We start from the raw sequence: 25,695 nt of genomic DNA on the forward strand, positions 1-25,695 counted from the left end.
GTCTGCGCCATGCCGGAGGCGGACGTGCGAGGGCCCGGCACCCCAGGGATGCCGGGCCCGTCGTACGCTTCGCGGCCGTTACTTGATCTTCTGGCCCGCCGAGCGCAGGTGACCGCAGGCCTCGACGACACGTGCGGCCATGCCGGCCTCGGCCAGCTTGCCCCAGGTGCGCGGGTCGTAGGTCTTCTTGTTGCCGACCTCGCCGTCGACCTTCAGGACGCCGTCGTAGTTGCGGAACATGTGGTCGGCGACCGGACGCGTGAAGGCGTACTGGGTGTCCGTGTCGATGTTCATCTTGACCACGCCGTTCTCCAGCGCGGTCGCGATCTCCTCGGCGGTGGAGCCGGAGCCGCCGTGGAAGACGAAGTTGAACGGCTTGCTGCCCGCGGGCTGCCCGTACTTGGCGGCGACGCCCTCGTTCAGCTCCTTCAGCAGCTCCGGGCGGAGCACGACGTTGCCCGGCTTGTACACGCCGTGCACGTTGCCGAAGGACGCGGCGAGCAGGTAGCGGCCCTTCTCGCCCAGGCCCAGCGCCTCGACGGTGCGGACCGCGTCGTCGACCGTGGTGTAGAGGGAGTCGTTGATCTCGTGGGAGACGCCGTCCTCCTCGCCGCCGGTCGGGGTGATCTCGACCTCGAGGATGATCTTGGCGGCGCGGGCGCGCTCCAGCAGCTCGGTGGCGATGGAGAGGTTGTCGGCCAGCGTCTCGGCCGAGCCGTCCCACATGTGCGACTGGAAGAGCGGGTCGCGGCCGGCCTTGACGCGCTCCTCGGACACCGCGAGCAGCGGACGCACGTAGGTGTCGAGCTTGTCCTTGGGACAGTGGTCCGTGTGCAGCGCGACGGTGACGTCGTACTTCTCGGCGACGATGTGCGCGAACTCGGCGAGGGCGACGGCGCCGGTCACCATGTCCTTGTTGTGCTGGCCGCCCAGGAACTCGGCGCCGCCGGTGGAGATCTGGACGATGCCGTCGCTCTCCGCCTCCGCGAAACCGCGCAGGGCCGCGTGCAGCGTCTGGGAAGAGGTCACGTTGATGGCCGGGTAGGCGAACTTTCCTGCCTTCGCCCGGTCCAGCATCTCGTTGTAGACCTCGGGAGTTGCGATGGGCATCTGTCCGCTCCTTGTATGTGCGGGTGGGCGTGTTGTTGCTTATGGCCCTGACCTAGGACTGGGGGCGACGTCATCGTCGGCCCCATCCTTCCAGACGAAACGGGAATACCCGAGCGGACCCCGGTCCCGTCTCGGCCCCTGGTCTCAGTCCAGGCCCAGCTCGTCCTTGGCGTAGGCGTACCGGTACGGCACTCCCGCGCCCTCCTGGATCTTCTCGGCGGCGCCCGTCGCCCGGTCGACGATCGTCGCCACGGCCACGACCTCGGCGCCGGCCTCGCGCACGGCCTCGACGGCGGTGAGCGGGGAGCCGCCGGTGGTGGAGGTGTCCTCGACGACGAGGACGCGGCGGCCCTTGATGTCCGGGCCCTCGACGCGGCGCTGCAGACCGTGCGCCTTGGCGGTCTTGCGGACGACGAACGCGTCCAGGCGCTTGCCGCGCACGGCGGCGGCGTGCAGCATGCTCGCGGCGACCGGGTCGGCGCCCATGGTCAGCCCGCCGACCGCGTCGAACTCGAGGTCGTCGGTCAGGTCCAGCAGCACCTGCCCGACCAGCGGCGCGGCCTCGCCGTCCAGGGTGATGCGGCGCAGGTCGACGTAGTAGTCGGCCTCCAGACCCGAGGAGAGGGTCACCTTGCCGTGCACCACGGCCTTGTCCTTGATCTGCTGCAGCAGCGCGCCGCGTACGTCCGTCATGTACGCCAGCTTAAAGGCGACGCCAGCTCCAGGTCGTCGTGGCCTCCAGCGGCTCCAGGGGCGTGACCAGGCGCGGGAGGGTGTTCAGGCCGTCGGGCGGCCCGGTCTGCGGCTCCACGCAGACGGCGGCCTCCTGCTCGTCGTAGACCACGGCCCACTGCTCGGGGCTGGTCACCCTCAGCTCCAGCCGGCCCGGCCAGGTCAGGGTCACGTCGACGCCGTCCGGCATGCCGAAGCAGTCGTCCCAGGGTCCCGGCTTCGGGTCGACGCGGTTGCCGGTGGGCAGGTGGTCGTCGCCGCGCTCCTCCTGCCAGGCGGCGTCGAAGGCGATCGCGACGTCCGTCCCGTCGAGGGTGCGGTGGAACCACGGGTGCCAGCCGATCTGCGCCGGGAAGGACGACTCGTACGTCTCCACGGACATGGTCAGCGTCAGGGCGTCCTCGGCGAGCGCGATCACCTGCGTGACGCGGCCGGAGTAGGGCCAGGGGTCGACGAGGTCGTACGTGATGACGGCCTCGTCGGCCGTGACGCGGGCGGTGCGCCAGGCGGCGTCGCGGGCGGTGCCGTGGATGGCGTGGGGCGGGGAGTTCAGCGGCATCTGGTGGACGGCCGCGCCGTCCCGGAAACGGCCCTCGCGGATCCGGCCGCACCAGGGGACCATCGGGAAGCAGCCGTAGCGCTCGCCCTGGCGGAGCAGCTCCGTGCCACCGACGCGGAGCCCGCCGATCCGCCCGCCGTTGCCCGGCAGCACGGTCGCCTCCGCGTCACCCGCGGTCAGCGTGATGGGTTCGTTGCTCACGTCACGACCCTACTGGCCCCGCGGGGGCGGGACGCCGGGGCGGGGCGGGTCGCGGGGCCCGGCGCCGGCGGGGCGCCTCCCAGGCCGTTCAGGCACGGGGGGAGGCACGACTGCCCGCAGCCGGGGCGGCCAGTGGTGCCGGCGGGCCGGGGAGAGCCGGCGCTCGCGGCGCGGGTCAGTGGCGTTTGCGCAGGGCCCTGCCGACCACGATCGCCGAGGCGACGGCCAGTGCCGCCGCCGGGGCCGCCCAGCGCAGGGGGGTGCCGGAGCCGTTCGACTGGGGGGCCGGGACGGGGGCGTAGCGGCCGCGGGGCGGGGCGTGGTCCACCTCCTCCGCGCTGCGGCCGATCATCGTGCGGCGCGCGTGCGCGGCCTCGGCGGGGGGTTCGGCGGCCTCGGGGCCGGCGGGGACCCGCGAGGCGTCCGGCGCCTCCCCGTCGGTCCCGGACACCGCCGCGTCGTCGTCCGCGTCGGGGTCCAGGGACGACGGGGGGATCTCGGTGTCGAAGACCGACGTGTGCCGCGGTTCCGTCTCCGCGGCCGTCGTGCCCAGGTTCTCCGCGAACCGGGTCATCAGGCGGGTGCTCGCCGAGGTCACCGACTCCTCCGGCAGTTCCGTGACCCGCCCGTCCGCCGTGGCCGTCCCGCTGAACGCCAGAGTGCTGCCGCCGTCGGCGTCCCGCACGTGCAGGACGAGCGCGAGCGTGACCGCGCCGGTGCCGCGCGACTCCGTGGCGTCGCCCTCCACGACGTACGCCCCGTCGTCGCGCACGGACAGGTGCAGCGAGCCCCGGTAGGTGATGGAGTGACTGCCGATGCGCACCTTCAGCCGTCCCGCGACGGGCTCGGCGCCGGCGTCCTGCTGGAGCCCCGGGATCGCCCGGGCGACCCTCACGGGGTCGGCCAGCACGTCCCTGAGCCGCTCGGCCGGAACCGGAACGAACACCTCATGCTCCATGTCAGCGCAGCCTACCCAGCAGGCGCCCGGCGCACCCCCCGTCGGCGGAAAAGACTCACCCGCCGCCCGCGGCGCCCCCCGGCGTCACGAGTCCCGTCTCGTACGCCACCACCACCGCCTGGGCCCGGCTGGTCAGGCCCAGCTTGGCCATCGTGCGGTTGAGGTGGGTCTTCACCGTGGCCTCGCTGATGAACAGCCGGTCGGCGGCCTCGGCGTTGCTCAGGCCGCGGGCCACCAGCCGCAGGACCTCGGCCTCCCGGCCCGTCAGCGGCGACAGCTCGGGCGGCGGTCCGGCGTCCGGGGGCTCCGGCGTCCGCGTGAACGCCTCCACCAGGCGCCGGGTGACCGCGGGGGCGAACAGGGCGTCCCCGCCGTGCACCGCGGTGACCGCGGCCAGCAGCCGTTCGGGACCGGCGTCCTTGAGCAGGAACCCGCAGGCCCCGGCGCGCAGCGCGCCGTACACGTACTCGTCGAGGTCGAAGGTGGTCAGGACGAGGACGCGCGGCGCGGGGTCCACCGCCTCGGCGAGGATCCGCTCGGTGGCCTGGATGCCGGTCATGCCGGGCATGCGGATGTCCATCAGGACGACGTCCGGCCGGGTGCGCGCGGCCAGCGCCACCGCCTCGGCCCCGTCGGACGCCTCGCCGACGACCTCCATGCCGGGGGCGGCCCGCAGCAGCGCGGCCAGCCCGCTGCGGACGAGGAACTGGTCGTCGACGACCAGCAGCCTGATGGGACGGTCCGCCGTGCGGTCGTCGGGGCGGTCTGTCGCGCGGTCGGTCGGGCGGTCTGCGTCGGTCATTCCCGGACGGCGTCTCCCCGGCGTGCGGTCTGTACCGGCGTCGGCAGGGTCAGGCGCACGCCGAATCCCCCCTCGCTGCGCGGGCCGACGACGATCGTCCCGCCGTAGAGCTTGGCCCGCTCGCGCATGCCTATCAAGCCATGACCGCCGCGCTCGCGGATTGTGTCCGAATCCACCCCCTCCCGCGGGGCGCCGCCGGTGCCGTCGTCGGTCACCGACACCGTCACCTCGCCCGCGCGGTAGGCGAGTTCGACGGCGGCGTGCGCGCCGGGCGCATGCTTGAGGACGTTGGTCAGGGCCTCCTGGACCACCCGGTACACGCACAGCTGCACTCCGGGCGGCAGCGGGCGCGGCTCGCCGGTGACGCGCAGGGCGACGCCGACGCCACCGGTGCGCACCCGGGTGACCATCTCGTCCAGCTGGTCGAGCCCCGGCGCCGGGGCGCCGTCCGCCCCTTGGACGCCATCGGCGCGCAACAGGCCGAGCATGCGGCGCAGTTCGGCGAGGGCCTCGCCGCTCGCACCCTCGACGGCGTCCAGGGCGGTGCGGGCGGTGGGGGCGTCGGAGTGGAAGACGAACCGGGCGAGCCCGGCCTGGACGTTGATGACGGCGATGTGGTGGGCGACCACGTCGTGCAGCTCGCGGGCGATCCGCACCCGCTCCTCGGCCACCTCGCGCCGGGCCCGTTCGGCCTGTTCGGCGCGGAGCTGCCGGGTGAGTTCGCCGGTCCGGCGGGCGACGTACCCGAACCGCCACAGGACGAGCGGGAAGCCGACGGCCTGGCCGACGACGGACGCCATGGCCGCGGCGTCGTTGACGATCCCCGCACCGGTCCAGACACCGGCGAGCAGGGCGGCCGAGGCGGCGGCGACACGGGTGGGGCACAGGGAGGCCACGGTGTAGACGGCGAGCATGGGGCCGAAGGAGCCGACCACGGGCCACTGGCCGAGGGCGATGTAGACCGCCCAGCAGCCGTGCGAGAAGAGACAGACGGTGACGGGGGCGCGGGTGCGCAGGGCGAGCGGCAGACACACCAGGGCGACGAGCGTCCAGTCGAGCGGGCCGAGCGCGGGCCACCCCTGGGCGACGGCCTCGGTGCCGAGCAGGACGGCCACGGTCGTCAGCGCCGCGGCGATCAGGCCGTCGGCCGCCAGGGGGTGCAGGCGCATTGCCGCAGGGTAAGTCCGCTCGCCGGGCGGCGGCGTCATCCTTTCGCCGTACCGCGGAAGTTGCAGGAACCACGCGTCTACCGCGCCGGGTGGGCCCCGGTATCCACCCTCCGCGGGATTCGGGGGCGGGCGGGGCGGCCGTAGGTTCTCGGTGCGAACGATCCGCAGGGGGGAACGGCGGCCCGTCCCGGCCCGGGGGAGGGCCCGGGCCGCCGCGCGGAGACCGTACGGAGGGGGCCTGGACGAAGGGGGCCCGGCGGGCTCAGTACCGCGGATGCACCAGCGTGGACGGCGGCAGGCCGGGCACGCGCGTGCGGGCGGCGGACCGGGCGGCCTCGGCCAGGGACCGCTCGGTGAGGGTGTGCGGGCGGGGAGCCGCCGGGTCGAGGCGCAGACCGGGGGGTGTGCGGGCGGCGAGGACGAAGCCCCAGTCCCGCGGGGCGCGGGAGGTGCCGGCCGCCCGGTCGGGGCCCGCGGTGAAGCCGGTGTCGCGACCGCCGACGCGGTAGGCGACGGTCCGCAGTCCGGCCGCGCGCAGCGTCGCGTCCACCGTCCAGAACGACTCGGGCCGCGAGGAGACCGGTCCGGCGTGCACGGCCAGCCGTCCGTCCGGCGCGAGCACCCGCCGCAGCAGGCCGTAGAACTCCTGCGAGTACAGCTTGGTGCTGGCCGTGATGCCCGGGTCGGGCAGGTCGGAGATCACCACGTCGTACGTGGCGGTGGGCGTCGAGCGCAGCCGGTGGAAGGCGTCCGCGGCGGTGACGTGCAGGCGCGGATCGCCGTAGGCGTGCTCGTTCAGCGTGGACAGGCCGGGGTCGTGCCGGGCCAGCCGGGCGAGGCCCGGGTCGATTTCCACGAGGTCGACGCGGCGCACGTCCGGGTGGCGCAGCACCTCCCGCGCGGCGAGGCCGTCGCCGCCGCCGAGGATCAGCACGCGCGCGTGTCGTCCGGTCATGGCCGGGTGCACCAGGGCCTCGTGGTAGCGGCGCTCGTCGCTGCCGCTGACGCGCAGCCGGCCGTCCAGGAAGAGGTGGAGGGACCGTCCGTCGGAGCCGCCGGTGAGGACCACCTCCTGCACGTCGGTGCGGACGGCCACGCGGACGTCCTGGCCGTAGACGGCGTGCCGGGCGGCGCGTTCGAAGTCGTCGGAGAGGACGGTCGCCGAGGCGAGGACGGCGAGCACGAGGACGTTGGCGACCACCAGCAGCCAGCGGGACCGGCGGGTCAGGTCCCGCCCGAACAGGCCGAGGACCAGGGCCGCGCCGACGGCCGCGTTGACCGTGCCGGTCACCAGCGCGCCGGTGAGCTGGCCGAGGAAGGGCAGCAGGACGAAGGGGAAGGCGAGGCCGCCGACGAGGGCGCCGACGTAGTCCGCGGCGAACAGGTCGGCGACGGCGCCGCCCGCGTCCTGGCGGCGGATGCGCTGGATCAGCTCCATCAGCAGCGGCACCTCGGCGCCGATCAGCAGGCCGATGGCGAGCGAGAAGGCGACCAGGAGGACGCGCGGGCCGTCGGACCACAGGCCGCCCCAGCCACCGGTCCAGGCGAAGACGGCGTACAGCGCCATGGCGCTGGAGCCGCCGACGAGGGCGAGGACGGCCTCGACCGCGCCGAATCCGGCCGCCGCGAACCGGCGCAGCCGCTTGGCGGCGAGCGAGCCGATGCCCATGGCGAAGACCATGACGGACAGGACGACGGACGCCTGGGTGACCGAGTCGCCGATCAGGTAGGAGGCGAGGGCGACCAGTTCGAGTTCGTACACGAGTCCGCAGGCCGCGCAGACGAAGACGCCCGCGAGGACGAGGAACCGCCCGGTGCCGGGCCGGACGGGCAGCCGGACCGTGTTCCCTGCTCTCCCGGGGCCCGTCGGTCCCGGTCCGTCCGGCTCGCCGGGACCGGCGCCGCGGCCGTCCGGACCGCCCGGACTGCCCGAGCCGGACGGGCTGCCCGAGCCACCGGGGCCATCAGGGCCGTCCGGGCCGTCGAGGCCGTCCGGGCCGATCCGGGTGCCCGGCCCGGCCACGCCGACCCGGGACGGCGGGGAGCCGGGCGGAGCGGGAGCGTGCGGTTCGATCACGCAGTGACGTTACGTCACTCCCCGGCTGCGTCTCGTCACCCACACGTGTGAAACTCGTGTCGCCCGGGGCCCCACAGGTTTATCGGTGTCACGCCCCGGACGTACTCAGCTCCCGCGCCGGCACCCGGGCACCGACCCGGGTCCGGGTCGCCACCAGCTGGCCGTCCTGCGGATAGGCGTGCCACGTACGCCAGTGCACCTGCCCCTCGTGCCGGTGCGCGAGCAGCGCGGTGAAGGCGTGCGGGCTGCCCGGGAAGACGCCCGCCAGCCCGTGCGGATGGTCGGCGACCAGGGCGAGCAGCTCCTGGGCCCGGCCCGCGAAGGAGCCCGGCGTGAGCAGCTCCACGCGGGCGGCGAACTCGTACTCCCAGTCGCCCACCCGCTTGGCCACGCCCAGCGGGAGGGGGGTGCTGCTGCCCGGGATGCACGCGACCGTCTCCGAACACGTGCCCCGCGCCTCCTCCAGCAGGACTTGGTGGGAGGCGCCGAGGAGCCTCAGCTGGAGCTTTGCCCCCGTCAGCTCGATGTCGAGGCTGGCCAGCGCGGGCAGCGGTTCGCGCCCGAGGGCCCAGGCCAGGTCGGCGGCGCGGGTGTCGGTGTAGGCGGTGTTCAGGGTCGTGAGCATGGATCGGCTCCGCAAGCACACAAGGAGAGGAAGGTGTGGGCCGACGCACCCCGGTCATTGTCGGGGAGGCGGCCCGGGCAGCCCGTTCGGCCGGTCTGGCGGGAGTCAACAAGTCGTCCCGGGAGCTGCGTTGACGAGGGAGAGGCAATCATGAACCGTGGCGGCACCACAGCGTTTTTACCCAACTTCGTGGTGTTTCCATCCCTCGGGGGGTACACAGCTCAACTGTTCAACCAAGGCGCGCGCCCGGCCCGCTCGACGTGCGCCGGTGTGTGTGAGCGCCCGCCGGGCGCGATACCCGGCGGGCGCTCTCGTGGGGGCCGGGGCCCGGACCCAGGTGCGGGCTCCCCGGAGCGGATGCGGTTCCCCCTGGCAGGAGCTCAGCTGCCCCGTGTCAGCTGCCTCCACCGCATCCGCCGCCCCCTCCCCCGCAGGACGACCCGCCTCCGCAGGACGAGCCGCCTCCGCAGGACGAACCGCTGCCGCAGGAGTGGCCTCCGTGGTGGTGCCCGCCCGAGGACGAGCCCCCGTCTCCCCCGCCGGCCCACCAGCTGTTGTTGCTGCTGCTGTAGCTTCCGCGCGACCGCGAACCCCGGCCGCCGCGCGCCCGCCCGGCGGTGGGACCGCTCCGCGCGCCCGAGGCGATCGCGGCGACGACGATCACAGCGACGATGACGACCAGGATGATGCCGAAGACCATGGCGTCACCCTCCTTCCGATTCCTCCGGGCTCGCGCCCGGAAGTTCCCCCGAAGCAACCCCCCGTCGGGCGCCCCGCTTTCCTGAAGCTCGTTGATGCTCGTTGCGTGATCGGGGGATGCCCTCACCCGCCGCGCCCCAAAGCAGAGTTGAGGAACTCCAGAGGTTCGGCGCAGGATGGCGGCCATGACCTCCAGCGCACGCCCCTTCCTCAACCGCCGGCTCGCCGAGTTCGGGACCACGGTCTTCGCCGAGATGTCCGCCCTGGCCGTGAAGACCGGGGCGATCAACCTGGGCCAGGGTTTCCCCGACACCGACGGCCCCGAGGAGATCCGGGAGGCGGCGGTACGGGCCCTGCGCGACGGGCGCGGCAACCAGTACCCGCCGGGCCCGGGCGTCCCCGAGCTGCGGACCGCCGTCGCCGCCCACCAGCAGCGGCGGTACGGCCTGTCCTACGACCCGGACACCGAGGTCCTGGTCACCGCCGGTGCCACCGAGGCCATCGCCGCCTCACTGCTGGCCCTGCTGGAACCCGGCGACGAGGTCATCGCGCTCGAGCCGTACTACGACTCGTACGCCGCCTGCATCGCCATGGCGGGCGGCACGCGGGTGCCGGTGACGCTGCGCCCGCACGAGGGCACGTTCCGCCTCGACCTGGACGAGCTGCGCGACGCGGTGACCGACCGCACCCGGCTGCTGCTGCTCAACACCCCGCACAACCCGACGGGCACCGTCCTGACCCGCGCGGAGCTCGCGGCGATCGCCGAGCTGGCCGTGGAGCGGGACCTGCTGGTCGTCACGGACGAGGTGTACGAGCACCTCGTGTTCGACTCCGCCGAGCACATCCCGCTGGCGTCCTTCCCGGGGATGCGCGAGCGCACGGTGACGATCAGCTCGGCCGGCAAGACGTTCTCGTTCACCGGCTGGAAGGTCGGCTGGATCACCGCCCCGCCCGCCCTGGTCACCGCGGTCCGCTCGGCCAAGCAGTACCTGACCTACGTGGCCTCGGGCCCCTTCCAGTACGCCGTCGCCGAGGCCCTCGCGCTGCCCGACTCCTACTTCGCGGACTTCCGCGCGGACCTGCGGGCCAAGCGGGACGTCCTCGCCGCCGGCCTCGAGGAGGCGGGCTTCGGCGTCTACCGCCCCGCCGGGACGTACTTCGTCACCACCGACATCCGGCCCCTCGGCGAGAGCGACGGCTTCGCCTTCTGCCGCGGCCTGCCGGAACGCGCGGGCGTCGTCGCCATCCCCAACGCGGTCTTCTACGACCACCGGGAGGAGGGCGCCCCCTTCGTCAGGTTCGCGTTCTGCAAGCAGACGCCGGTCCTGGAGGAGGCCGTACGGCGGCTGAAGACGCTGCGGGGCTGACGAGGCCCCGGGGGGAACGGCGAGAGCCCGGCCCCGGCACGCGGCCCCTGACGGCGGCCGGTGCCCTGGCCGGGCTCCCCTGTACGCGGGGTGCGGACTACTCGCCGCCCTCGTCGTCGCCCTCGGCCTTCTCGACGCCGTCGGCCTTCTCCGCGCCGTCGACCTCCTTCTCCAGGCCGAGCTGCTCCACCAGCCAGCGGTCGAACTCGATGGCGGCGCGCACCCAGCTGACCGTCGAGGAGACGAAGTGCTCCAGGCTGACGCCCATGCCGATCAGCATCTGCGCCTCGCCGATCAGGCGGACGGTGCCGTCGTCGTGGGTGTGGGAGTACACCTTGGGCCACAGGGTGCGCCGGTTCCAGTCGTCGAGCGACTCCAGCAGCTGCGGCTTGTCGTCGATCTTGTGGGGCCGGTCGTAGAACGTCCGGACCGAGAAGATCTGCTGGTCGCCCTCGCCACGGAACATGAAGTACGTACGGAACTGCTCCCACGGCGCCGCGAGGTCACCCTCGTCGTCGACGACATACTTGAGCTCCATCTGTTCGAGGAGCTGCTTCACGAGGTCCTGATCCGGGACGACGGGGCCCGCCGGTCCTTGGGGCTGCGGCTCGGGCTGGCCCCCGAAGTTCGGAATCGAGGACGGGTCGATGCTCACCGTGTTTTTCCCTTCGTACGGATCACACCATCCTCCCCCATGCGGGGAGGGGCGTGGCAAGCCCGCCGTGATCCTGTCAGCCGTGGGCTGACAGGATCCGGCCGGTCGGGTGGACGGCCCCCGCGTCCGGGCGTCCGGGGCTACAGCGTCTTGCCGCTCGCCGGGCCCACGATCAGGTCGTCGCCGAAGCGGTCCACCCGGACCCGGTCGCCGTCCTTGATCTCGCCGGAGAGGATCTCCCGGGCGAGCCGGTCGCCGATCGCGGTCTGGACGAGGCGGCGCAGCGGGCGGGCGCCGTAGGCCGGGTCCATGCCCTCGTCGGCGAGCCAGGCCAGGGCGTCGTCGGTGACCTCCAGGGTGAGGCGGCGCTCGGCGAGGCGCCGGGCGAGCGCGTCGATCTGGAGCCGTGCGATCCGGCTCAGCTCGTCCTTGCTCAGGGCCGAGAAGACCACGAGGTCGTCGAGCCGGTTGAGGAACTCCGGCTTGAACGACGCCCGGACCACCTCGAGGACCTGCTCCTTCTTCTCCGCCTCGCCGGTCAGCGGATCGACCAGGTACTGGCTGCCCAGGTTGGACGTCAGCACCAGGATGGTGTTGCGGAAGTCGACGGTGCGGCCCTGCCCGTCGGTGAGCCGCCCGTCGTCCAGCACCTGGAGCAGGATGTCGAAGACCTCGGGGTGCGCCTTCTCCACCTCGTCGAGCAGCACGACGGTGTACGGCCGCCGCCGCACGGCCTCGGTGAGCTGACCGCCCTCCTCGTACCCGACGTATCCGGGCGGGGCGCCGACCAGCCGGGCGACGCTGTGCTTCTCGCTGTACTCGCTCATGTCGATGCGGACCATGGCCCGCTCGTCGTCGAAGAGGAAGTCGGCGAGCGCCTTGGCCAGCTCGGTCTTGCCGACGCCGGTGGGGCCGAGGAAGAGGAACGACCCGGTCGGCCGGTCCGGGTCGGCGATCCCGGCCCTGCTCCTGCGCACGGCGTCGGAGACGGCCCGCACGGCCTCGGTCTGCCCGATCAGCCGCTTGCCGAGCTCGTCCTCCATGCGCAGCAGCTTCTGCGTCTCGCCCTCCAGCAGGCGCCCGGCGGGGATGCCGGTCCAGGAGGCGACGACGTCGGCGATGTCGTCGGCGCCGACCTCCTCCTTGACCATGGTGTCCCTGGCCACCTCTTCCTCGGCCTCGGAGGCGGCCTCCAGGTCACGCTCCAGGCCCGGGATCTCGCCGTAGAGGAGCTTGGAGGCGGTGTCGAAGTCGCCGTCGCGCTGGGCGCGTTCGGCCTGGCCGCGCAGCTCGTCGAGCTTCTCCTTCAGCTCGCCGACCCGGTTGAGGGACTGCTTCTCCTTCTCCCAGCGTGCGGTGAGGCCGCGCAGCTCCTCCTCCTTGTCGGCGAGGTCGCGCCGCAGCCGCTCCAGGCGTTCGAGCGAGGCGGCGTCGGTCTCCTTGCCGATCGCCAGCTCCTCCATCTTCAGCCGGTCGACGGCACGCTGGAGTTCGTCGATCTCGACGGGCGACGAGTCGATCTCCATACGCAGCCGGGACGCGGCCTCGTCGACGAGGTCGATGGCCTTGTCGGGCAGGAAACGGGAGGTGATGTACCGGTCGGACAGCGTCGCGGCGGCCACCAGCGCGCTGTCCGCGATCTGCACCTTGTGGTGCGCCTCGTACCGCCCCTTGAGCCCGCGCAGGATCGCGATGGAGTCCTCGACGGTCGGTTCGGCGACCAGCACCTGCTGGAAGCGCCGCTCCAGGGCGGGGTCCTTCTCGATCCGCTCCCGGTACTCGTCGAGGGTCGTGGCGCCCACCATCCGCAGCTCACCGCGCGCGAGCATCGGCTTGAGCATGTTCCCGGCGTCCATGGCGGAATCCCCGCCGGCACCGGCCCCGACCACGGTGTGCAGCTCGTCGATGAAGGTGATGATCTGGCCCTCGGAGTCCTTGATCTCCGCGAGCACGGTCTTCAGCCGCTCCTCGAACTCGCCCCGGTACTTGGCCCCGGCCACCATCGCCCCGAGGTCCAGCGCGACCAGCCGCTTCCCCTTCAGCGACTCGGGCACGTCCCCCTTGACGATCCGCTGGGCGAGCCCCTCCACGACGGCGGTCTTGCCGACGCCGGGCTCGCCGATGAGGACGGGGTTGTTCTTGGTCCGGCGGGACAGCACCTGCACGACCCGCCGGATCTCCTGGTCCCGCCCGATGACGGGGTCGAGCTTGCCCTCGCGCGCGGCGGCGGTGAAGTCGGTGCCGAACTTCTCCAGCGCCTTGTACTGGCCCTCGGGATCGGCGGTGGTCACGCGGCGCCCTCCCCTCGCCTTGCGGAAGGCCTCCTGCAGCTTCTTCGCACTGGCGCCCTGTCCCTCCAGTACCTCACCGGCCGCGCCGCCCTTCGCGGCGATGCCGAGGAGCAGGTGCTCGGTGGAGAGGTACTCGTCCCCGAGCTCCTTGGCGCGGGCCTGGGCGTCGGCGACCACGGCGAGCATCTCACGGCCCGGCTGCGGGGGCGCGACCGTCGATCCGGTGACGCTGGGCAGCCCGGCGAGGATGCGCTCGGCGCCGGAACGCACGGCCGCGAGGTCGGCCTCGACCGCGGCGAGCAGGTCGGTGATGTTCTCGTTGTCCTGGCCCTGGAGCAGAGCCAGCAGCAGGTGGGCGGGGGTGAGGTCGGGGTGCCCCTCGGTCACGGCCCGGTTGCTGGCCGCGTTGATCGCGTCCCGGCTCCGGTTGGTCAGCTCGGCGTCCACGTTCTGGTGTCCCTCCTTGCGGTGCTGACTCGGTCGGCGTGCACAAAGTTGAGTCTAGTCCACTCAAGGAGCAAACGCGGCGAGGCTGCGCCCCGGGAGGGCCGGGGAAGCGCCGAGGGAGCCCTTTCAGCCAGCCGAAGAATCCACCGAGACCCCGAAATATCCACACATACGACAGCGGCGTCACCGTGTTCAGGTCACGGTGACGCCGCTGCCGGGGGGAAGCACCTGAGCGATCTGTTACGACGGGGGAATCGCGTCAGGCACTGCGGGGGGTGGCCGAGATGGTCCTCACTTCGGAGACCTCCGGCTGCTCGAGCCGGTGGTCCCGCTGATCCAGGTTCACAAAAATCATTCCGTACCGGACGGCACACCGCACGGGCTGCGGCGCCCCCCGAGGCCGCCGCAGGCACCGGTACGCCCGCACGTCGCCGTCCTCGTCCAGCGTGACGACGACCGGTTCACCGAAGACGGTCACCATCAGCGAGTCACCGGCATGCGGGATCGCGGTGAGCAGATCGATGAAGTGCCAGCCGGATCGGTAGGCGGTGGCCATTTCACGACGGAAGGAGCGGTCGTCAGGTGGAGTCGTCATGTCAAGACCACACACTGTCGTCTGTGAGAGCTTCTCCGTCCGCGCCGCCGGGCGTAGCAGTCACCGTCGTAAGGGACCAGACGCTGTCCGCTCGGGAGTCACCCTTCGCCACGGAGAGGCCACTCAGAGTTCCGAAGGCCACAACGGCGGAGAAGGCGGCGACAAGCACCGAGCGAAGCATTCTCTTAGACATAGCCAGCTTCGTCCTCACTTGAAGGTCTCCTCTTCCCCCGTCGGATAAGACGATGGCTCATATAGGCACGTCATGGCCACACAATCGGTGCATCATGTTCCTGCACGTTCAGGACCCTGGGGGGTGGAGATTTGACAACAAATCAGACCAAAGCGACACATCCCCATGCAGTTACTGAACTGTGTGAGGACGGGGCACGCCTCTATGCGAACGCCCTGCGCACGGGACGTATCGCCCGCGGCGAAGCAGATCCCGTCCCCTGCCTGATGGAGTTCGCTCTCCTGCACCCGGACCCCGACGACGCCAGCTGGCTCCTCCCCGTGCCTCCGGCAGTCGCCCTCGCACGGCGACTGAATCCCATCGAGCACGAGATATCCGAGCGCCGGAGAACCTCGATCGAGTTGGCCGCGGCCTTCGAGCCCTTCATGGCCCTCAGCGCGCAGGGGGCGGCGCCGACCCACTCGATCACCGTGCTGGAAGGGCTCGACCGCATCAACGCAGCCCTCGACCTGGCAACGGACCAGTGCGTGGTCGAGATGCTCACGGTCCAGCCGAGCGCCCGCCATCCCGAACGCAGGCTCATCGAGGGGCTGGAACGCGACAGAACGCTGATCGAGCGTGGCGTGCGGATCCGAACCCTCTACCAGCACACTGCACGGTACAGCCCCGAGCGCATGGCCTACGTGGACCAGTTCCCGAACGGGAAGGCCGAGTACCGCACCATCGACGAGCTCGTCGAGCGGCTCATCATCTGCGACGAGACCGTGGCCTTCATCCCCATCAGCGACGACCGGCAGGTCGCCCTGGAGATTCGGCACCCGGGGCTGGTCCGCTATCTGATCAAGGTGTTCGAGTTCATCTGGGGGCGAGCCGTACCCCTCACCGCCGGCGCCCCCTATGAGACTGCGCCTGACGGCATCACCGACATTCAGCACTCCATCGCCAAGCTCTTGGTGGAGGGCCACGTCGACGAGGCCATCGCCCGCCGCCTGGGCATGAACGTCCGCACCTGCCGGGCGCACATCGCCAAACTGGCCTCCGCCCTCGGAAGTGGAAGTCGCGCTCAGCTCGGCTACCTCATCGCTCAGTCGGGAATCCTGGAACAGGGGGACCGCGACGTCACCTTCGGGGGCGGCCCCTGATGAGCGAGACTGGCGAGCACGCGGCGAACCCCGCCGAGACGCACCCGGAACACGGCCCGGACGAACTCTGCGCCGTGGGGACGGCCCTGTACACGCAGGCACTGCGTGAGGGCCTGGTGTCCGCATCGGAGGCTGCCGCGGCACCTTGCCTGACGGCCCACGGACTGCTGCAGCCTTCTGTCGGCGAACCCGACTGGCTGGAGCCGGTCGCTCCGGCCGTCGCCCTGCACCGGATGCTGGACGCTTCGGCACAGCGTGTCGCCGAGGAAAGACGCCGAGAAGCCCGGTTGTCCGCAATGTTCGAACCGCTCATGCAGGTGGATGGCCGCCGCACCCCCGGCGCCGACGCCGGAGCCGTGCGTGTCCTCAGCGGCATCCCCCAGATCAACCAGGCCATCAGCGATGCCATGACGGACGCCACGGACGAATTGCTGTGCATCCAGCCCAACGCCCACTACAGCGACCGACGCGGGCAACTGTCCCAGGACCTGTCGCTGCGTCGCGATCAGGCCATGCTCGACCGCGGTGGGCGTATCCGCACCCTCTACCAGCACACACAGCGGCACCTGCCACTGGTCCAGGCCCGCTACGAGCAACTGCGCGGAGACGCGGAGGCCCGCTCACTGGACGAGGTGACCGACCGCCTCATCGTCATCGACCGCCGGGTCGCATTCATTCCCGCGGACGGCGAGGCCACGCTGGCCCTGGAGGTACATCACCCCGCGCTCATCTCCTACTTCGTGACCACCTTCGACCGCCTCTGGCGGCTGGCCACGCCCATGCACCCGGAGGCGGCCCAACGCCCGTCTCTCAACGGCATCACACCGCGTCAGCGCACCATCGCGTCTCTCCTCGTCGAAGGTCACACCGACGCGGACATCGCTGACCGGCTCGGCATGAACGTGCGCACCGCCCGCGTCCACATCGCCAAACTCGCCGCCACCCTTGGCAGCGAAAGCCGGGCACAACTCGGCTACCTGATAGCCGAATCAGGCATCCTGAGACATACGGACGGTGGCCAGTGACCGGCAGTGAGAGCCGCGCTCAGCTCGGGTTTCTCATCGGACGGTCCGGGATTCTCGACCAGGAACGCTGACCGACGGGGCGCCGTCCAGGCCGGCCTGGGCTATGCGGACGCCCAGTTGTGTGCGGCTGGCCGCGCCCAGGGTCTCCGAGAGGCGGGCGATGTGCGCGCGGGCCGTGCGGACGCTGATGCCGAGGCGCTCCGCGATCACCGCGTCCTGGTGGCCCTCCGCCAGCAGCGCCGCGATGGACTGCTCGCGGTGGGAGATGCCCTCGATGCCCGTGTCGGGCAGCGGGGCCGTCAGCGGGATCGCCAGGCGCCACAGGCGCTCGAAGACCGTCACCAGGTAGGCCACCAGCGCGGGGTGACGCAGCTCCAGGGCCATCGTGCGGTCGGTGTTGGCGGGGATGAAGGCGACGGTGCGGTCGAACAGGATGAGCCGGTCGACGACCTCGTCCAGCGTGCGGGCCTCCACCGCGTCGCCCATCAGCTCCAGGTAGTTGAGCAGCCCCTGCCCGTGCCGGGCGACGTGCGTGTACAGGTCCCGCATCCGCACCCCGCGCCCGCGCAGCGCCAGCGCCCGGTGCAGCCCCTCCGACAGCTCGGGCTCACGCCGGATGCCGCCCGGCTGGACGGTGAGCACCTCCGTGGTGCACGCCTCCGTCGCCTCGTCCATCGCGGCCTGGATGCGGGCCAGCCCGTCCAGTACCCGGATCGCCGTGCCCTCCGTGCCCGCCGACGCCTGGAGGTGCCGGCCGAGACCCGCGTACCGCTCGAAGGCCTCCACCGCCGAACCCACCCGCCGCTGACTGGCCTTCACCTCGTCGTAGGCCCCGCGCAGCAGCCGGGTCATGACCTCCTGCGGGGAGGTCGGCACCAGCCAGTCCATGTCGTCGGGGTCGGGATGCAGCAGGGCCAGCTCCAGCAGGCAGGGCACCGGCTCCGCGTCCAGGCGCGGCACCCGGCCGCGCCGTACGGCCCGGGAGTACACGCGGTCCCCGGCCGCGCACAGCCGGTCGGCACCGTGCGGGTGCTCCTGAGCCACGTGCCCGGCCATCGCCCATCCCACCCCCGGTTCCGGCTCTTTCCGCAGCGCAACTATGCGCGGCCGGGACCGGGTCCGCAACACGGCTCCGCGTCGGACGGCGGCCGGAAACCGCCGGTTCGCCCCGCGATGCCCGGGCGGCGGGCGGCGGCTACTTCAGCCCGATCTCCGCGCAGTCCGCAGCGAACTTCGCCGTGCAGATGTCGGAGACCTTGTAGAAGCCGTCCGCCACGACGGTGTCCTTGATGTTGGACTTCGTCAGGGCGACGACGGGCACCAGCTGCGCCGGGATGCCCTGGTGGCTGGGGCTGTCGACCTTGTCGCGGGTGAGCGCGTCGAACTGGATGTCCCGGCCCTGGATGTGCGCCACGACCATCTCCGCGGCGTTCTCGGCCTCCTGCGGGTAGGACTTGTAGACGCTCATGTACTGCTCGCCGGCGACGATCCGCTGGACCGCCGACAGCTCCGCGTCCTGGCCGGTGATCGGCGGCAGCTCGGTGACGCCCGCGGCCTCCAGGGCCTTGATGACACCGCCCGCCATGCCGTCGTTGGCCGAGTAGACGCCGGCGATGTCGTCCTTGCCGATCGACTCGATCGCCTCGGCCATGTTCGCCTCGGCGTTCACCGGCTTCCAGTCCTTGGTGTCGAAGGACTGGGCGATCGTCACCTTGCCGTTCAGCTCCGACATCGCACCGGCCTTGAACTGCTTGGCGTTCGGGTCGGTCGGCGAGCCGTTCATCATGACGATCTTCGCCGAGTTGTCGGCGTCGCCGAGCGCCTCGAGGAGGGAGCGCCCCTGGACCTCGCCGACGAGTTCGTTGTCGAAGGAGATGTAGGCGTCGATCGGCCCCTCGGCCAGCCGGTCGTAGGCGATGACCGGGATGCCGGCGTCCTTGGCCTTCTGCACGCTCGACGCGATGGACTTCGCGTCCACGGCGTCCAGGACGATCGCGTCGACCTTGTCGTCGATCATCTTCTCCATCTGCGTGGCCTGCTTGGACGCGCTCGAACCCGCGTTGGCGTAGGCGACCTTGCCCTCGTTGCGCGTCAGGGACGCGATCTTCTTCTCGAAGTACGGGTGGTCGAACTGCTCGTAGCGCGTGTTCTCCGTCTCCGGAAGAAGCAGACCCACCGTGATGTCGTTGCCCTTGGTCGGGCTCGCGCCGTCGCTGCTCTCCGAGGCGCCCAGCACTCCGCAGCCGGCCAGCGAAACGGTCATCGTGGACGCTGCCACGGGTATGGCGATACGACGGATGCAGGAGCTCACTTCTGGTGCCTTCCGGACGCGGGGGCCGCATTGCAACCCAGGTGACTGAAAAGCCAACGCGTCGGCGCCCCCACCGTCAAGCGGAACCACTTAACGAGATGGCAACACCACGCTCCGCAGCCGACGTGGAGACGGAGCGGAACCGGCTCCCGAGGCCCTTCACACCGCTGCCACGCGACGGGCACACGAAGGGGCCCGGAGGTTCGGACGAACCTCCGGGCCCCTCGCGGAAACCTTCACTCACCGCCGGTGCCACCGGCGGTCGCACCGTCAGTCCGGGGACTGCTGCTGCCGCTTGGGCCGCCACACCACCAGGGCGCTGGTCTGCTGGACCTCCTGGTAGGGCACCAGATCGCGGCGGTACGAGGCGTGCACCGCCGCCTCCCGCTGCCGCATCGCCGTGGCCGCGCCCTCCAGTGCGTCCGACAGCTCCGCTATGCGGGACTGGAGCGCGGCGACCTGGTTCTCCAGTTCGATGATGCGCTTGATTCCGGCCAGGTTGATGCCCTCGTCCTGCGACAACTGCTGCACCTGACGGAGCAGTTCGATGTCACGGGCCGAATAGCGCCGGCCGCGTCCGGCCGTGCGGTCCGGGGAGACCAGGCCGAGGCGGTCGTACTGACGCAGGGTCTGCGGGTGCAGACCGGAGAGCTGGGCCGCCACCGAGATGACGTAGACCGGGGTGTCCTCGGTCAGTTCATACGGATTGCGTCGACGACCGTCCATCCCCATCAAGCTCCCTTCGCGGCCTGGAACAGCTCCGCCCGCGGATCCTCGTCCGCGGTCGCCTCGCGATACGCCTCGAGCGCGTCACGAGCCTTCCCCGACAGGTCCTTCGGGACACTCACCTCGACGGTGACCAGGAGGTCGCCGCGGGTGCCGTCCTTGCGCACCGCGCCCTTGCCGCGGGCGCGCATGGTGCGCCCGTTGGGCGTGCCCGCCGGCAGCTTCAGGGTGACGGGGGGTCCGCCCAGGGTCGGGACGCGGACCTCGCCGCCGAGCGCCGCCTCGGCGTAGGTGACCGGGACGGTGACGGTGAGGTTGTCGCCCTTGCGGCCGAAGACGGGGTGCTCCTTGACGTGGACCACCACGTACAGGTCGCCCGCCGGGCCGCCCCGCTCGCCCGGCGCGCCCTTGCCGCGCAGCCGGATGCGCTGACCGTCCGACACCCCGGCCGGGATGCGGACCTGCATCGTCCGCGAGGACTTGGCGCGTCCGGAGCCCTTGCAGACCTCGCACGGGTTCTCCGCGATCAGGCCCCGGCCCTTGCAGTCGGGGCAGGGGTCGGTCAGCGAGAAGCCGCCGCCGGAGCCCCGGGCGACCTGCCCGGTGCCGACGCAGGTCGGGCACACGCGCGGCGTGCCGTTCTTGTCGCCGGTGCCCGAACAGGCCTTGCAGGGCTGCTGGCTGGACATCCGCAGCGGGACCGTCGCGCCCTCGATGGCCTCGGTGAAGCTGAGGGTCACCTCGGACTCGATGTCCTGGCCGCGCCGCGGCTGCGTGCGCGAGCCCGCCCCGGGACCGCCGGTGCGGTTGAACAGGCCCCCGAAGACGTCGCCGAGACCGCCGCCGAAGCCGCCGGCCCCGCCGCCGCCCTGGGCGCCGCCTCCGAAGAGGTCGCCCAGGTCGAAGTTGAAGGAGCCGCCGCCGCCCGCGCCCGGCCCCGGGCGGAAGCCGCCGTTGCCGAAGAGCGCGCGGGCCTCGTCGTACTCCTTGCGCTTCTTGGCGTCACCGAGGACGTCGTTCGCCTCGGAGATCTCCTTGAAGCGCTCCTCCGCCTTGGCGTTGTTCTTGTTGGCGTCCGGGTGGAACTCGCGGGCGAGCTTCCGGTACGCCTTCTTGATCTCGGCCTCGGTGGCGTCCTTGGGGACGCCGAGGACCTTGTAGTAGTCCTTCTCGATGAAGTCCTTGGTGCTCATCCCCGACGTCCCTCCTCTCCTGCGTACGCGTACGTCGTGACGTCAGCCCTCCTCCGGGCCACCGTTCTCCTTGTCGTCGGCCGACTCGGCCGGCTCCTCGGCCTTGACGGTCTGCGCACCCGGCTGCGGCTCGGCCACCGCCACCCGCGCGGGGCGGATGGTGCGCTCGCCGATCCGGTACCCGGGCTGCAGGATCGCCACGCAGGTCGTCTCGGTGACGTCCGGTGCGTACGAGTGCATCAGTGCCTCGTGGATCGTCGGGTCGAAGGGCTCGCCCTCCTTGCCGAACTGCTGGAGGCCCATCTTGGCCACGACGGTCTCCAGCGACTCCGCGACGGACTTGAATCCGCCGACGAGTTCGCCGTGTTCCCGGGCGCGGCCGACGTCGTCGAGCACGGGAAGCAGCTCGGACAGGAGGTTCGCGATGGCGACCTCCTTGACCGCGACGCGGTCCCGCTCCACCCGACGGCGGTAGTTCTGGTACTCGGCCTGCAGGCGCTGGAGGTCCGCCGTGCGCTCGCTGAGCGCCGTGCGGGCCTGGTCCAGCTGGGCCACCAGGCCAGCGTTCTCACTCGCGTCCCCGGCCGGGGCCGCCTCCTCCTCGGAGGCGGCCTTCGGTTCGGCGGCGTCAGGCGTGGCGCCAGAGGGGACGTCGGGCTTCTCGTCGAAGCCCGGGGTCTCCTCGGTCACGCCGCACCGTCCTTGCGCTCGTCGTCCACGATCTCGGCGTCGACGACGTCGTCGTCGCCGCCCTTGTCACCGGCCTGGGCACCCGCGCCGGGGGCCTCGCCGCCGGCGGCCTGCGCGGCCTGCGCGTCGGCGTACATGGCCTGGCCCAGCTTCTGCGAGACGGCGGCGACCTTCTCGGTGGCGGTGCGGATCTCGGCGGTGTCCTCGCCCTTGAGCTTCTCCTTCAGCTCGGCGACGGCACCCTCGACCTCGGTCTTGATCTCGCCGGGGACCTTGTCCTCGTTGTCCTTGAGGAACTTCTCCGTCTGGTAGACGAGCTGCTCGCCCTGGTTGCGGGACTCGGCGGCCTCGCGGCGGGCGTGGTCCTCCTCCGCGTACTTCTCGGCCTCCTGGCGCATCCGGTCGACCTCGTCCTTCGGCAGCGAGGAGCCGCCGGTGACGGTCATCTTCTGCTCCTTGCCCGTGCCGAGGTCCTTCGCGGTCACGTGCATGATGCCGTTGGCGTCGATGTCGAAGGCGACCTCGATCTGCGGGACACCGCGGGGCGCCGGCGGCAGACCGGTCAGCTCGAACATCCCGAGCTTCTTGTTGTACGCCGCGATCTCGCGCTCGCCCTGGTAGACCTGGATCTGCACGGAGGGCTGGTTGTCCTCGGCGGTGGTGAAGATCTCCGAGCGCTTGGTCGGGATCGTCGTGTTCCGCTCGATGAGCTTGGTCATGATGCCGCCCTTGGTCTCGATGCCGAGGGACAGCGGGGTGACGTCGAGGAGCAGGACGTCCTTGACCTCGCCCTTGAGGACACCGGCCTGCAGGGCGGCGCCGATGGCGACGACCTCGTCCGGGTTGACGCCCTTGTTGGCGTCCTTGCCGCCGGTCAGCTCCTTGACGAGCTCGGCGACGGCGGGCATACGGGTGGAACCGCCGACGAGGACGACGTGGTCGATCTCGGACAGCTGGATACCGGCGTCCTTGATGACGTTGTGGAACGGCGTCTTGCAGCGCTCCAGCAGGTCGGCGGTCAGCTGCTGGAACTGGGCGCGCGTGAGCTTCTCGTCCAGGTGCAGCGGGCCCTCGGCGGAGGCCGTGATGTAGGGCAGGTTGATCGAGGTCTCGGTGGACGAGGACAGCTCGATCTTGGCCTTCTCGGCGGCCTCACGCAGACGCTGGAGGGCCATCTTGTCCTTGGACAGGTCCACGCCGTGGCCGGACTGGAACTGCTTCACCAGGTAGTCGACGACGCGCTGGTCCCAGTCGTCACCACCGAGGTGGTTGTCACCGTTGGTGGCCTTCACCTCGACGACGCCGTCGCCGATCTCCAGCAGCGAGACGTCGAAGGTGCCGCCACCGAGGTCGAAGACGAGGATGATCTGCTCGTCCTTGTCGAGGCCGTACGCGAGGGCCGCGGCCGTCGGCTCGTTGACGATGCGCAGCACGTTCAGGCCCGCGATCTCGCCGGCCTCCTTGGTGGCCTGGCGCTCGGCGTCGTTGAAGTACGCCGGGACGGTGATGACCGCGTCGGTCACCTTCTCGCCCAGGTAGGCCTCCGCGTCCCGCTTGAGCTTCTGCAGCACGAAGGCGCTGATCTGCTGCGGGTTGAAGTCCTTGCCGTCCAGGTTGATCTTCCAGTCGGTGCCCATGTGGCGCTTGACCGACCGGATGGTCCTGTCGACGTTCGTGACCGCCTGGCGCTTGGCGACCTCGCCGACGAGCACCTCACCGTTCTTGGCGAAGGCGACGACGGACGGCGTGGTCCTGGCGCCCTCGGCGTTGGTGATGACGGTGGGCTCGCCGCCCTCCAGAACGCTGACGACGGAGTTAGTCGTGCCCAGGTCGATGCCGACCGCACGTGCCATGGTGATTTCCTCCAGCTGACTTGAGTGGAACAGGCTCAAGTGTGCACGACGCCCACCGCTGGGTCAACAGACATGAGTCAGGCAGACTCAACTCTTATCCGTTCCTTACACGCAATGGCGCCCTGACCTGCGATTCTTCTCGACCGGACGCCTGGCGAACCGGAAAATCAGCCCGCCGGAGGGACGGCCCGGAGGCCTGACCGGCCACTGCGCGCATCCCGTTCCCGGGCCGCGAGGACGGCACCCGACGCGCCCCGCGCACCCCACTCTCCGACCTCGTCCGCCGCGGCTCGTACACCCGCACCCGCAGCAGCCCCAGCACCGCGGCGACCCAGGCACCCGCCACCCACAGCACGGCCGTCTCCCCCGTCCGGCCCACCTGCACGAGCACTCCCACGAGTACCCCGCCGAGGGCACCCGCACCGAGGAGCACGACCACCCCCTGGGACGTCACCCCCAGCCGCCGCAGCCGGTGGGCGAGATGGTCCGGGCCGCCGCGCAGCGGGGGCCGCCCGGCCATCCGGCGCGAGAGCAGGACCAGCACCGCGTCGGCACTCGCCACCGCCGTGAGCGCGAACAGAACCGCCGCACCTGTACCGGGTGCCTGCCCCGCCCGGGTGAACACCGCCGCCCCGGCGAGCAGGAAACCGGCGAAGAGCGACCCGGAGGCGCCGAGCGCGATGCGGGCGGGATGCCAGTTGTGCAGCAGGAACCCGGCCAGCGCGGCACCCAGCGCGCTCAGCAGTACCGCGAGCCCGTCCATCAGCTCCACCGCCGCACAGACACCGACGCCGAAGGCGGTCACGACCCCCACCGCGCCGGCCAGTCCGTCGGCGTGGTCGAGCCCCCGGAAGGCGGTGGCGACCAGCGCGATCCACACCACCGCCAGCGCCCCGGCCAGCGGCCCGGTCCCGTCGTACGGCACCACGCACGCCGCCGCGACGACCGTCCCGGCCAGCAGCCACCGCCGACGCAGCCGCCAGAGGTCGGCGGCGAGGCCCAGCGCCCCGACGGCACAGCCGGCGACGAGCAGCCGCACCATGCCCGCACCGAGAGGGACGGCGCCGGACCACCGGCAGACCCCGGCGACGAGCGCCGTGACGAGGACGACGGCCACTCCGCCGAGCAGCGGCACCGGCCGCGCGCGACGCCGGTCGACCAGGGCCAGACGCAGGGCGGACACCCTCAGCAGCGCGGTGAGCAGGGCGGCGAGGAGAAAGGCGGCGGTGGCGGCAGTGATCCCGTAGAGCACGGACATAAACTAAGCCGAATATCACGATGTGCGACGAATGTCCTGTCCAGTCCGGCGTGGCGGGCGAGGGCGACGCCGCCCGAGCGGTCAGGGTTGCCTCAGCGACGCAGATCACCGCGGCTCTGACTACAGTGCGACTGGAGATACGGGTAGTCTCAGACGGACTGCATAAGTTACCGCTTAGTAATGTCGGGGCAGGTGAAGCACCGCCCCACCCCTCGCAGGCCCGAGGAGCCCCCAAATGCAACTCGCCGCGATCGTCGTGTCGCTGGTTCTGATCGTGGTCGGTTCGGCCCTGTTCGGCCGCGCCGTCCTGCAGATCGTCAACTACATGCGGCTCGGCCAGAGCGTGCCCGCGGGCACCCGCACCGACGCACCCGGACAGCGCACCGTCACCGTGGTCCGGGAGTTCCTCGGCCACACCCGGATGAACCGCTGGGGCGTCATCGGGTTCGCGCACTGGTTCGTGGCGATCGGCTTCTACACACTGCTGCTGACGATCGTCAACGCCATCGGGCAGCTGTTCCAGGCCGACTGGCTCCTGCCGATCATCGGTGACTGGGCGCCGTACAACGTCTTCGTCGAGTTCATCGGCACGATGACGGTGCTGGGCATCCTGGCCCTGATCGTCGTCCGGCAGCTCAGCAGCCCGCGCGCCCCGGGCCGCAAGTCCCGCTTCACGGGCTCCAACACCGGCCAGGCGTACTTCGTCGAGACCGTCATCCTCATCGTCGGCGTCTGCATCTTCATGCTGCACGCGCTCGAGGGCGCCCAGCACCACGTCGACGGCTACGAGGCATCGTTCTTCATCTCGTACCCGGTGGTGTCGTGGCTGGAGGGTCTGGACGTCTCCACGCTCCAGAACCTCACCTACTTCTTCGCCGGCCTGAAGATCGCGACCTCCTTCATCTGGATGATCGTCGTCGCCCTGAAGACCGACATGGGTGTGGCGTGGCACCGGTTCCTGGCGTTCCCGAACATCTGGTTCAAGCGGGATGCGAAGGGCGGTACGGCGCTGGGTGC

Annotated in this window: 22 protein-coding genes and 1 pseudogene; 4 read left to right on the forward strand and 19 right to left on the reverse strand. The window is 71.4% G+C overall.

Going from position 1 to position 25,695, the window contains the following annotated elements; translation table 11 throughout:
* Positions 1 to 78: 78 nt before the first annotated feature.
* From fbaA to AB0E77_RS31655, 9 genes are all read right to left on the reverse strand, one after another.
* Positions 79 to 1,110: a class II fructose-bisphosphate aldolase gene (fbaA, locus tag AB0E77_RS31615; protein ID WP_361577648.1), complete on the reverse strand. Its 1,032-nt coding sequence runs from the start codon at positions 1,108 to 1,110 to the stop codon at positions 79 to 81.
* 144 nt (positions 1,111 to 1,254) lie between these two features.
* Positions 1,255 to 1,803: an orotate phosphoribosyltransferase gene (pyrE, locus tag AB0E77_RS31620; protein WP_361577650.1), complete on the reverse strand. Its 549-nt coding sequence runs from the start codon at positions 1,801 to 1,803 to the stop codon at positions 1,255 to 1,257.
* A 10-nt stretch (positions 1,804 to 1,813) separates the two neighbouring features.
* Positions 1,814 to 2,602 (reverse strand): aldose 1-epimerase, encoded by a 789-nt coding sequence (locus tag AB0E77_RS31625; RefSeq protein WP_361577653.1) that lies wholly within the window; start codon positions 2,600 to 2,602, stop codon positions 1,814 to 1,816.
* A 175-nt stretch (positions 2,603 to 2,777) separates the two neighbouring features.
* A complete protein-coding gene (locus tag AB0E77_RS31630) occupies positions 2,778 to 3,560 on the reverse strand; it encodes an SRPBCC domain-containing protein (protein ID WP_361577656.1) in 783 nt (260 codons plus the stop codon).
* Between the two features lie 55 nt (positions 3,561 to 3,615).
* Complete coding sequence (locus AB0E77_RS31635; RefSeq protein ID WP_361577659.1) at positions 3,616 to 4,362, reverse strand: response regulator transcription factor; 747 nt, start codon at positions 4,360 to 4,362, stop codon at positions 3,616 to 3,618.
* A complete protein-coding gene (locus AB0E77_RS31640) occupies positions 4,359 to 5,531 on the reverse strand; it encodes a sensor histidine kinase (protein ID WP_361577661.1) in 1,173 nt (390 codons plus the stop codon). Before AB0E77_RS31640 ends, AB0E77_RS31635 begins: the two co-directional genes overlap by 4 nt.
* Before the next feature lie 262 nt (positions 5,532 to 5,793).
* Entirely contained in the window at positions 5,794 to 7,365 is a 1,572-nt protein-coding gene (locus AB0E77_RS31645; protein ID WP_361577702.1) for a polyamine aminopropyltransferase, read from the reverse strand.
* Between the two features lie 331 nt (positions 7,366 to 7,696).
* Complete coding sequence (locus AB0E77_RS31650; RefSeq protein WP_361577664.1) at positions 7,697 to 8,233, reverse strand: DUF2617 family protein; 537 nt, start codon at positions 8,231 to 8,233, stop codon at positions 7,697 to 7,699.
* Positions 8,234 to 8,627: 394 nt separating this feature from the next.
* Positions 8,628 to 8,933, reverse strand: a complete 306-nt coding sequence (locus AB0E77_RS31655) for a hypothetical protein (RefSeq protein WP_361577667.1) — start codon at positions 8,931 to 8,933, stop codon at positions 8,628 to 8,630.
* 175 nt (positions 8,934 to 9,108) lie between these two features.
* Between AB0E77_RS31655 and AB0E77_RS31660 the strand changes: the two genes are divergently transcribed.
* Positions 9,109 to 10,299, forward strand: a complete 1,191-nt coding sequence (locus tag AB0E77_RS31660) for a pyridoxal phosphate-dependent aminotransferase (RefSeq protein WP_361577670.1) — start codon at positions 9,109 to 9,111, stop codon at positions 10,297 to 10,299.
* Between the two features lie 97 nt (positions 10,300 to 10,396).
* Here the strand turns inward: AB0E77_RS31660 and AB0E77_RS31665 are convergent, their stop codons facing one another.
* From AB0E77_RS31665 to AB0E77_RS31675, 3 genes are all read right to left on the reverse strand, one after another.
* Entirely contained in the window at positions 10,397 to 10,954 is a 558-nt protein-coding gene (locus AB0E77_RS31665) for a YbjN domain-containing protein (protein ID WP_361577673.1), read from the reverse strand.
* A gap of 140 nt (positions 10,955 to 11,094) precedes the next feature.
* Entirely contained in the window at positions 11,095 to 13,692 is a 2,598-nt protein-coding gene (gene clpB / locus AB0E77_RS31670; RefSeq protein ID WP_361577676.1) for an ATP-dependent chaperone ClpB, read from the reverse strand.
* 259 nt (positions 13,693 to 13,951) lie between these two features.
* Entirely contained in the window at positions 13,952 to 14,287 is a 336-nt protein-coding gene (locus AB0E77_RS31675) for a hypothetical protein (RefSeq protein WP_361577679.1), read from the reverse strand.
* 324 nt (positions 14,288 to 14,611) lie between these two features.
* Between AB0E77_RS31675 and AB0E77_RS31680 the strand changes: the two genes are divergently transcribed.
* Both AB0E77_RS31680 and AB0E77_RS31685 read left to right on the forward strand, forming a co-directional pair.
* Positions 14,612 to 15,622: a helix-turn-helix transcriptional regulator gene (locus AB0E77_RS31680; RefSeq protein ID WP_361577682.1), complete on the forward strand. Its 1,011-nt coding sequence runs from the start codon at positions 14,612 to 14,614 to the stop codon at positions 15,620 to 15,622.
* The gene (locus tag AB0E77_RS31685; RefSeq protein ID WP_361577685.1) at positions 15,622 to 16,647 is read left to right on the forward strand and encodes a helix-turn-helix transcriptional regulator; all 1,026 of its coding nucleotides are present in this window, start codon (positions 15,622 to 15,624) and stop codon (positions 16,645 to 16,647) included. The genes AB0E77_RS31680 and AB0E77_RS31685 overlap by 1 nt, the downstream gene beginning before the upstream one ends.
* Positions 16,648 to 16,680: 33 nt before the next feature.
* On the opposite strand, the gene AB0E77_RS31690 is transcribed toward AB0E77_RS31685, so the two are convergent.
* The 7 genes from AB0E77_RS31690 to AB0E77_RS31720 all read right to left on the reverse strand — a co-directional run bounded on the left by AB0E77_RS31690 (position 16,681) and on the right by AB0E77_RS31720 (position 24,672).
* Entirely contained in the window at positions 16,681 to 17,703 is a 1,023-nt protein-coding gene (locus AB0E77_RS31690; RefSeq protein WP_361577688.1) for a LuxR C-terminal-related transcriptional regulator, read from the reverse strand.
* Between the two features lie 139 nt (positions 17,704 to 17,842).
* The gene (locus tag AB0E77_RS31695) at positions 17,843 to 18,958 is read right to left on the reverse strand and encodes a substrate-binding domain-containing protein (protein WP_361577691.1); all 1,116 of its coding nucleotides are present in this window, start codon (positions 18,956 to 18,958) and stop codon (positions 17,843 to 17,845) included.
* Between the two features lie 270 nt (positions 18,959 to 19,228).
* Positions 19,229 to 19,684: a helix-turn-helix domain-containing protein gene (locus AB0E77_RS31700; RefSeq protein ID WP_225638225.1), complete on the reverse strand. Its 456-nt coding sequence runs from the start codon at positions 19,682 to 19,684 to the stop codon at positions 19,229 to 19,231.
* Positions 19,685 to 19,689: 5 nt separating this feature from the next.
* Positions 19,690 to 20,877 (reverse strand): molecular chaperone DnaJ, encoded by a 1,188-nt coding sequence (dnaJ, locus tag AB0E77_RS31705; protein WP_361577694.1) that lies wholly within the window; start codon positions 20,875 to 20,877, stop codon positions 19,690 to 19,692.
* Between the two features lie 42 nt (positions 20,878 to 20,919).
* Entirely contained in the window at positions 20,920 to 21,567 is a 648-nt protein-coding gene (grpE, locus tag AB0E77_RS31710) for a nucleotide exchange factor GrpE (protein ID WP_361577696.1), read from the reverse strand.
* Positions 21,564 to 23,420: a molecular chaperone DnaK gene (gene dnaK / locus AB0E77_RS31715; RefSeq protein WP_361577699.1), complete on the reverse strand. Its 1,857-nt coding sequence runs from the start codon at positions 23,418 to 23,420 to the stop codon at positions 21,564 to 21,566. The genes grpE and dnaK overlap by 4 nt, the downstream gene beginning before the upstream one ends.
* Before the next feature lie 94 nt (positions 23,421 to 23,514).
* Positions 23,515 to 24,672: an MraY family glycosyltransferase gene (locus AB0E77_RS31720; protein WP_361577705.1), complete on the reverse strand. Its 1,158-nt coding sequence runs from the start codon at positions 24,670 to 24,672 to the stop codon at positions 23,515 to 23,517.
* Positions 24,673 to 24,913: 241 nt separating this feature from the next.
* Here AB0E77_RS31720 and AB0E77_RS31725 point away from each other — a divergent pair.
* Positions 24,914 to 25,695 (forward strand): annotated as a pseudogene (locus AB0E77_RS31725) (Fe-S oxidoreductase); the annotation flags it as partial.

The organism is Streptomyces sp. NPDC032940 (assembly GCF_040636935.1).
Classification (GTDB): domain Bacteria; phylum Actinomycetota; class Actinomycetes; order Streptomycetales; family Streptomycetaceae; genus Streptomyces.

Coding starts and splice junctions, on each gene's coding strand:
- fbaA (WP_361577648.1), bottom strand. CDS start 1,110: ATGCCCATCGCAACTCCCGAGGTCTACAACGAGATGCTGGACCGGGCG.
- pyrE (WP_361577650.1), bottom strand. CDS start 1,803: ATGACGGACGTACGCGGCGCGCTGCTGCAGCAGATCAAGGACAAGGCC.
- AB0E77_RS31630 (WP_361577656.1), bottom strand. CDS start 3,560: ATGGAGCATGAGGTGTTCGTTCCGGTTCCGGCCGAGCGGCTCAGGGAC.
- AB0E77_RS31635 (WP_361577659.1), bottom strand. CDS start 4,362: ATGACCGACGCAGACCGCCCGACCGACCGCGCGACAGACCGCCCCGAC.
- AB0E77_RS31640 (WP_361577661.1), bottom strand. CDS start 5,531: ATGCGCCTGCACCCCCTGGCGGCCGACGGCCTGATCGCCGCGGCGCTG.
- AB0E77_RS31650 (WP_361577664.1), bottom strand. CDS start 8,233: ATGCTCACGACCCTGAACACCGCCTACACCGACACCCGCGCCGCCGAC.
- AB0E77_RS31655 (WP_361577667.1), bottom strand. CDS start 8,933: ATGGTCTTCGGCATCATCCTGGTCGTCATCGTCGCTGTGATCGTCGTC.
- AB0E77_RS31660 (WP_361577670.1), top strand. CDS start 9,109: ATGGCGGCCATGACCTCCAGCGCACGCCCCTTCCTCAACCGCCGGCTC.
- AB0E77_RS31675 (WP_361577679.1), bottom strand. CDS start 14,287: ATGACGACTCCACCTGACGACCGCTCCTTCCGTCGTGAAATGGCCACC.
- AB0E77_RS31685 (WP_361577685.1), top strand. CDS start 15,622: ATGAGCGAGACTGGCGAGCACGCGGCGAACCCCGCCGAGACGCACCCG.
- AB0E77_RS31690 (WP_361577688.1), bottom strand. CDS start 17,703: ATGGCCGGGCACGTGGCTCAGGAGCACCCGCACGGTGCCGACCGGCTG.
- AB0E77_RS31700 (WP_225638225.1), bottom strand. CDS start 19,684: ATGGACGGTCGTCGACGCAATCCGTATGAACTGACCGAGGACACCCCG.
- dnaJ (WP_361577694.1), bottom strand. CDS start 20,877: ATGAGCACCAAGGACTTCATCGAGAAGGACTACTACAAGGTCCTCGGC.
- dnaK (WP_361577699.1), bottom strand. CDS start 23,420: ATGGCACGTGCGGTCGGCATCGACCTGGGCACGACTAACTCCGTCGTC.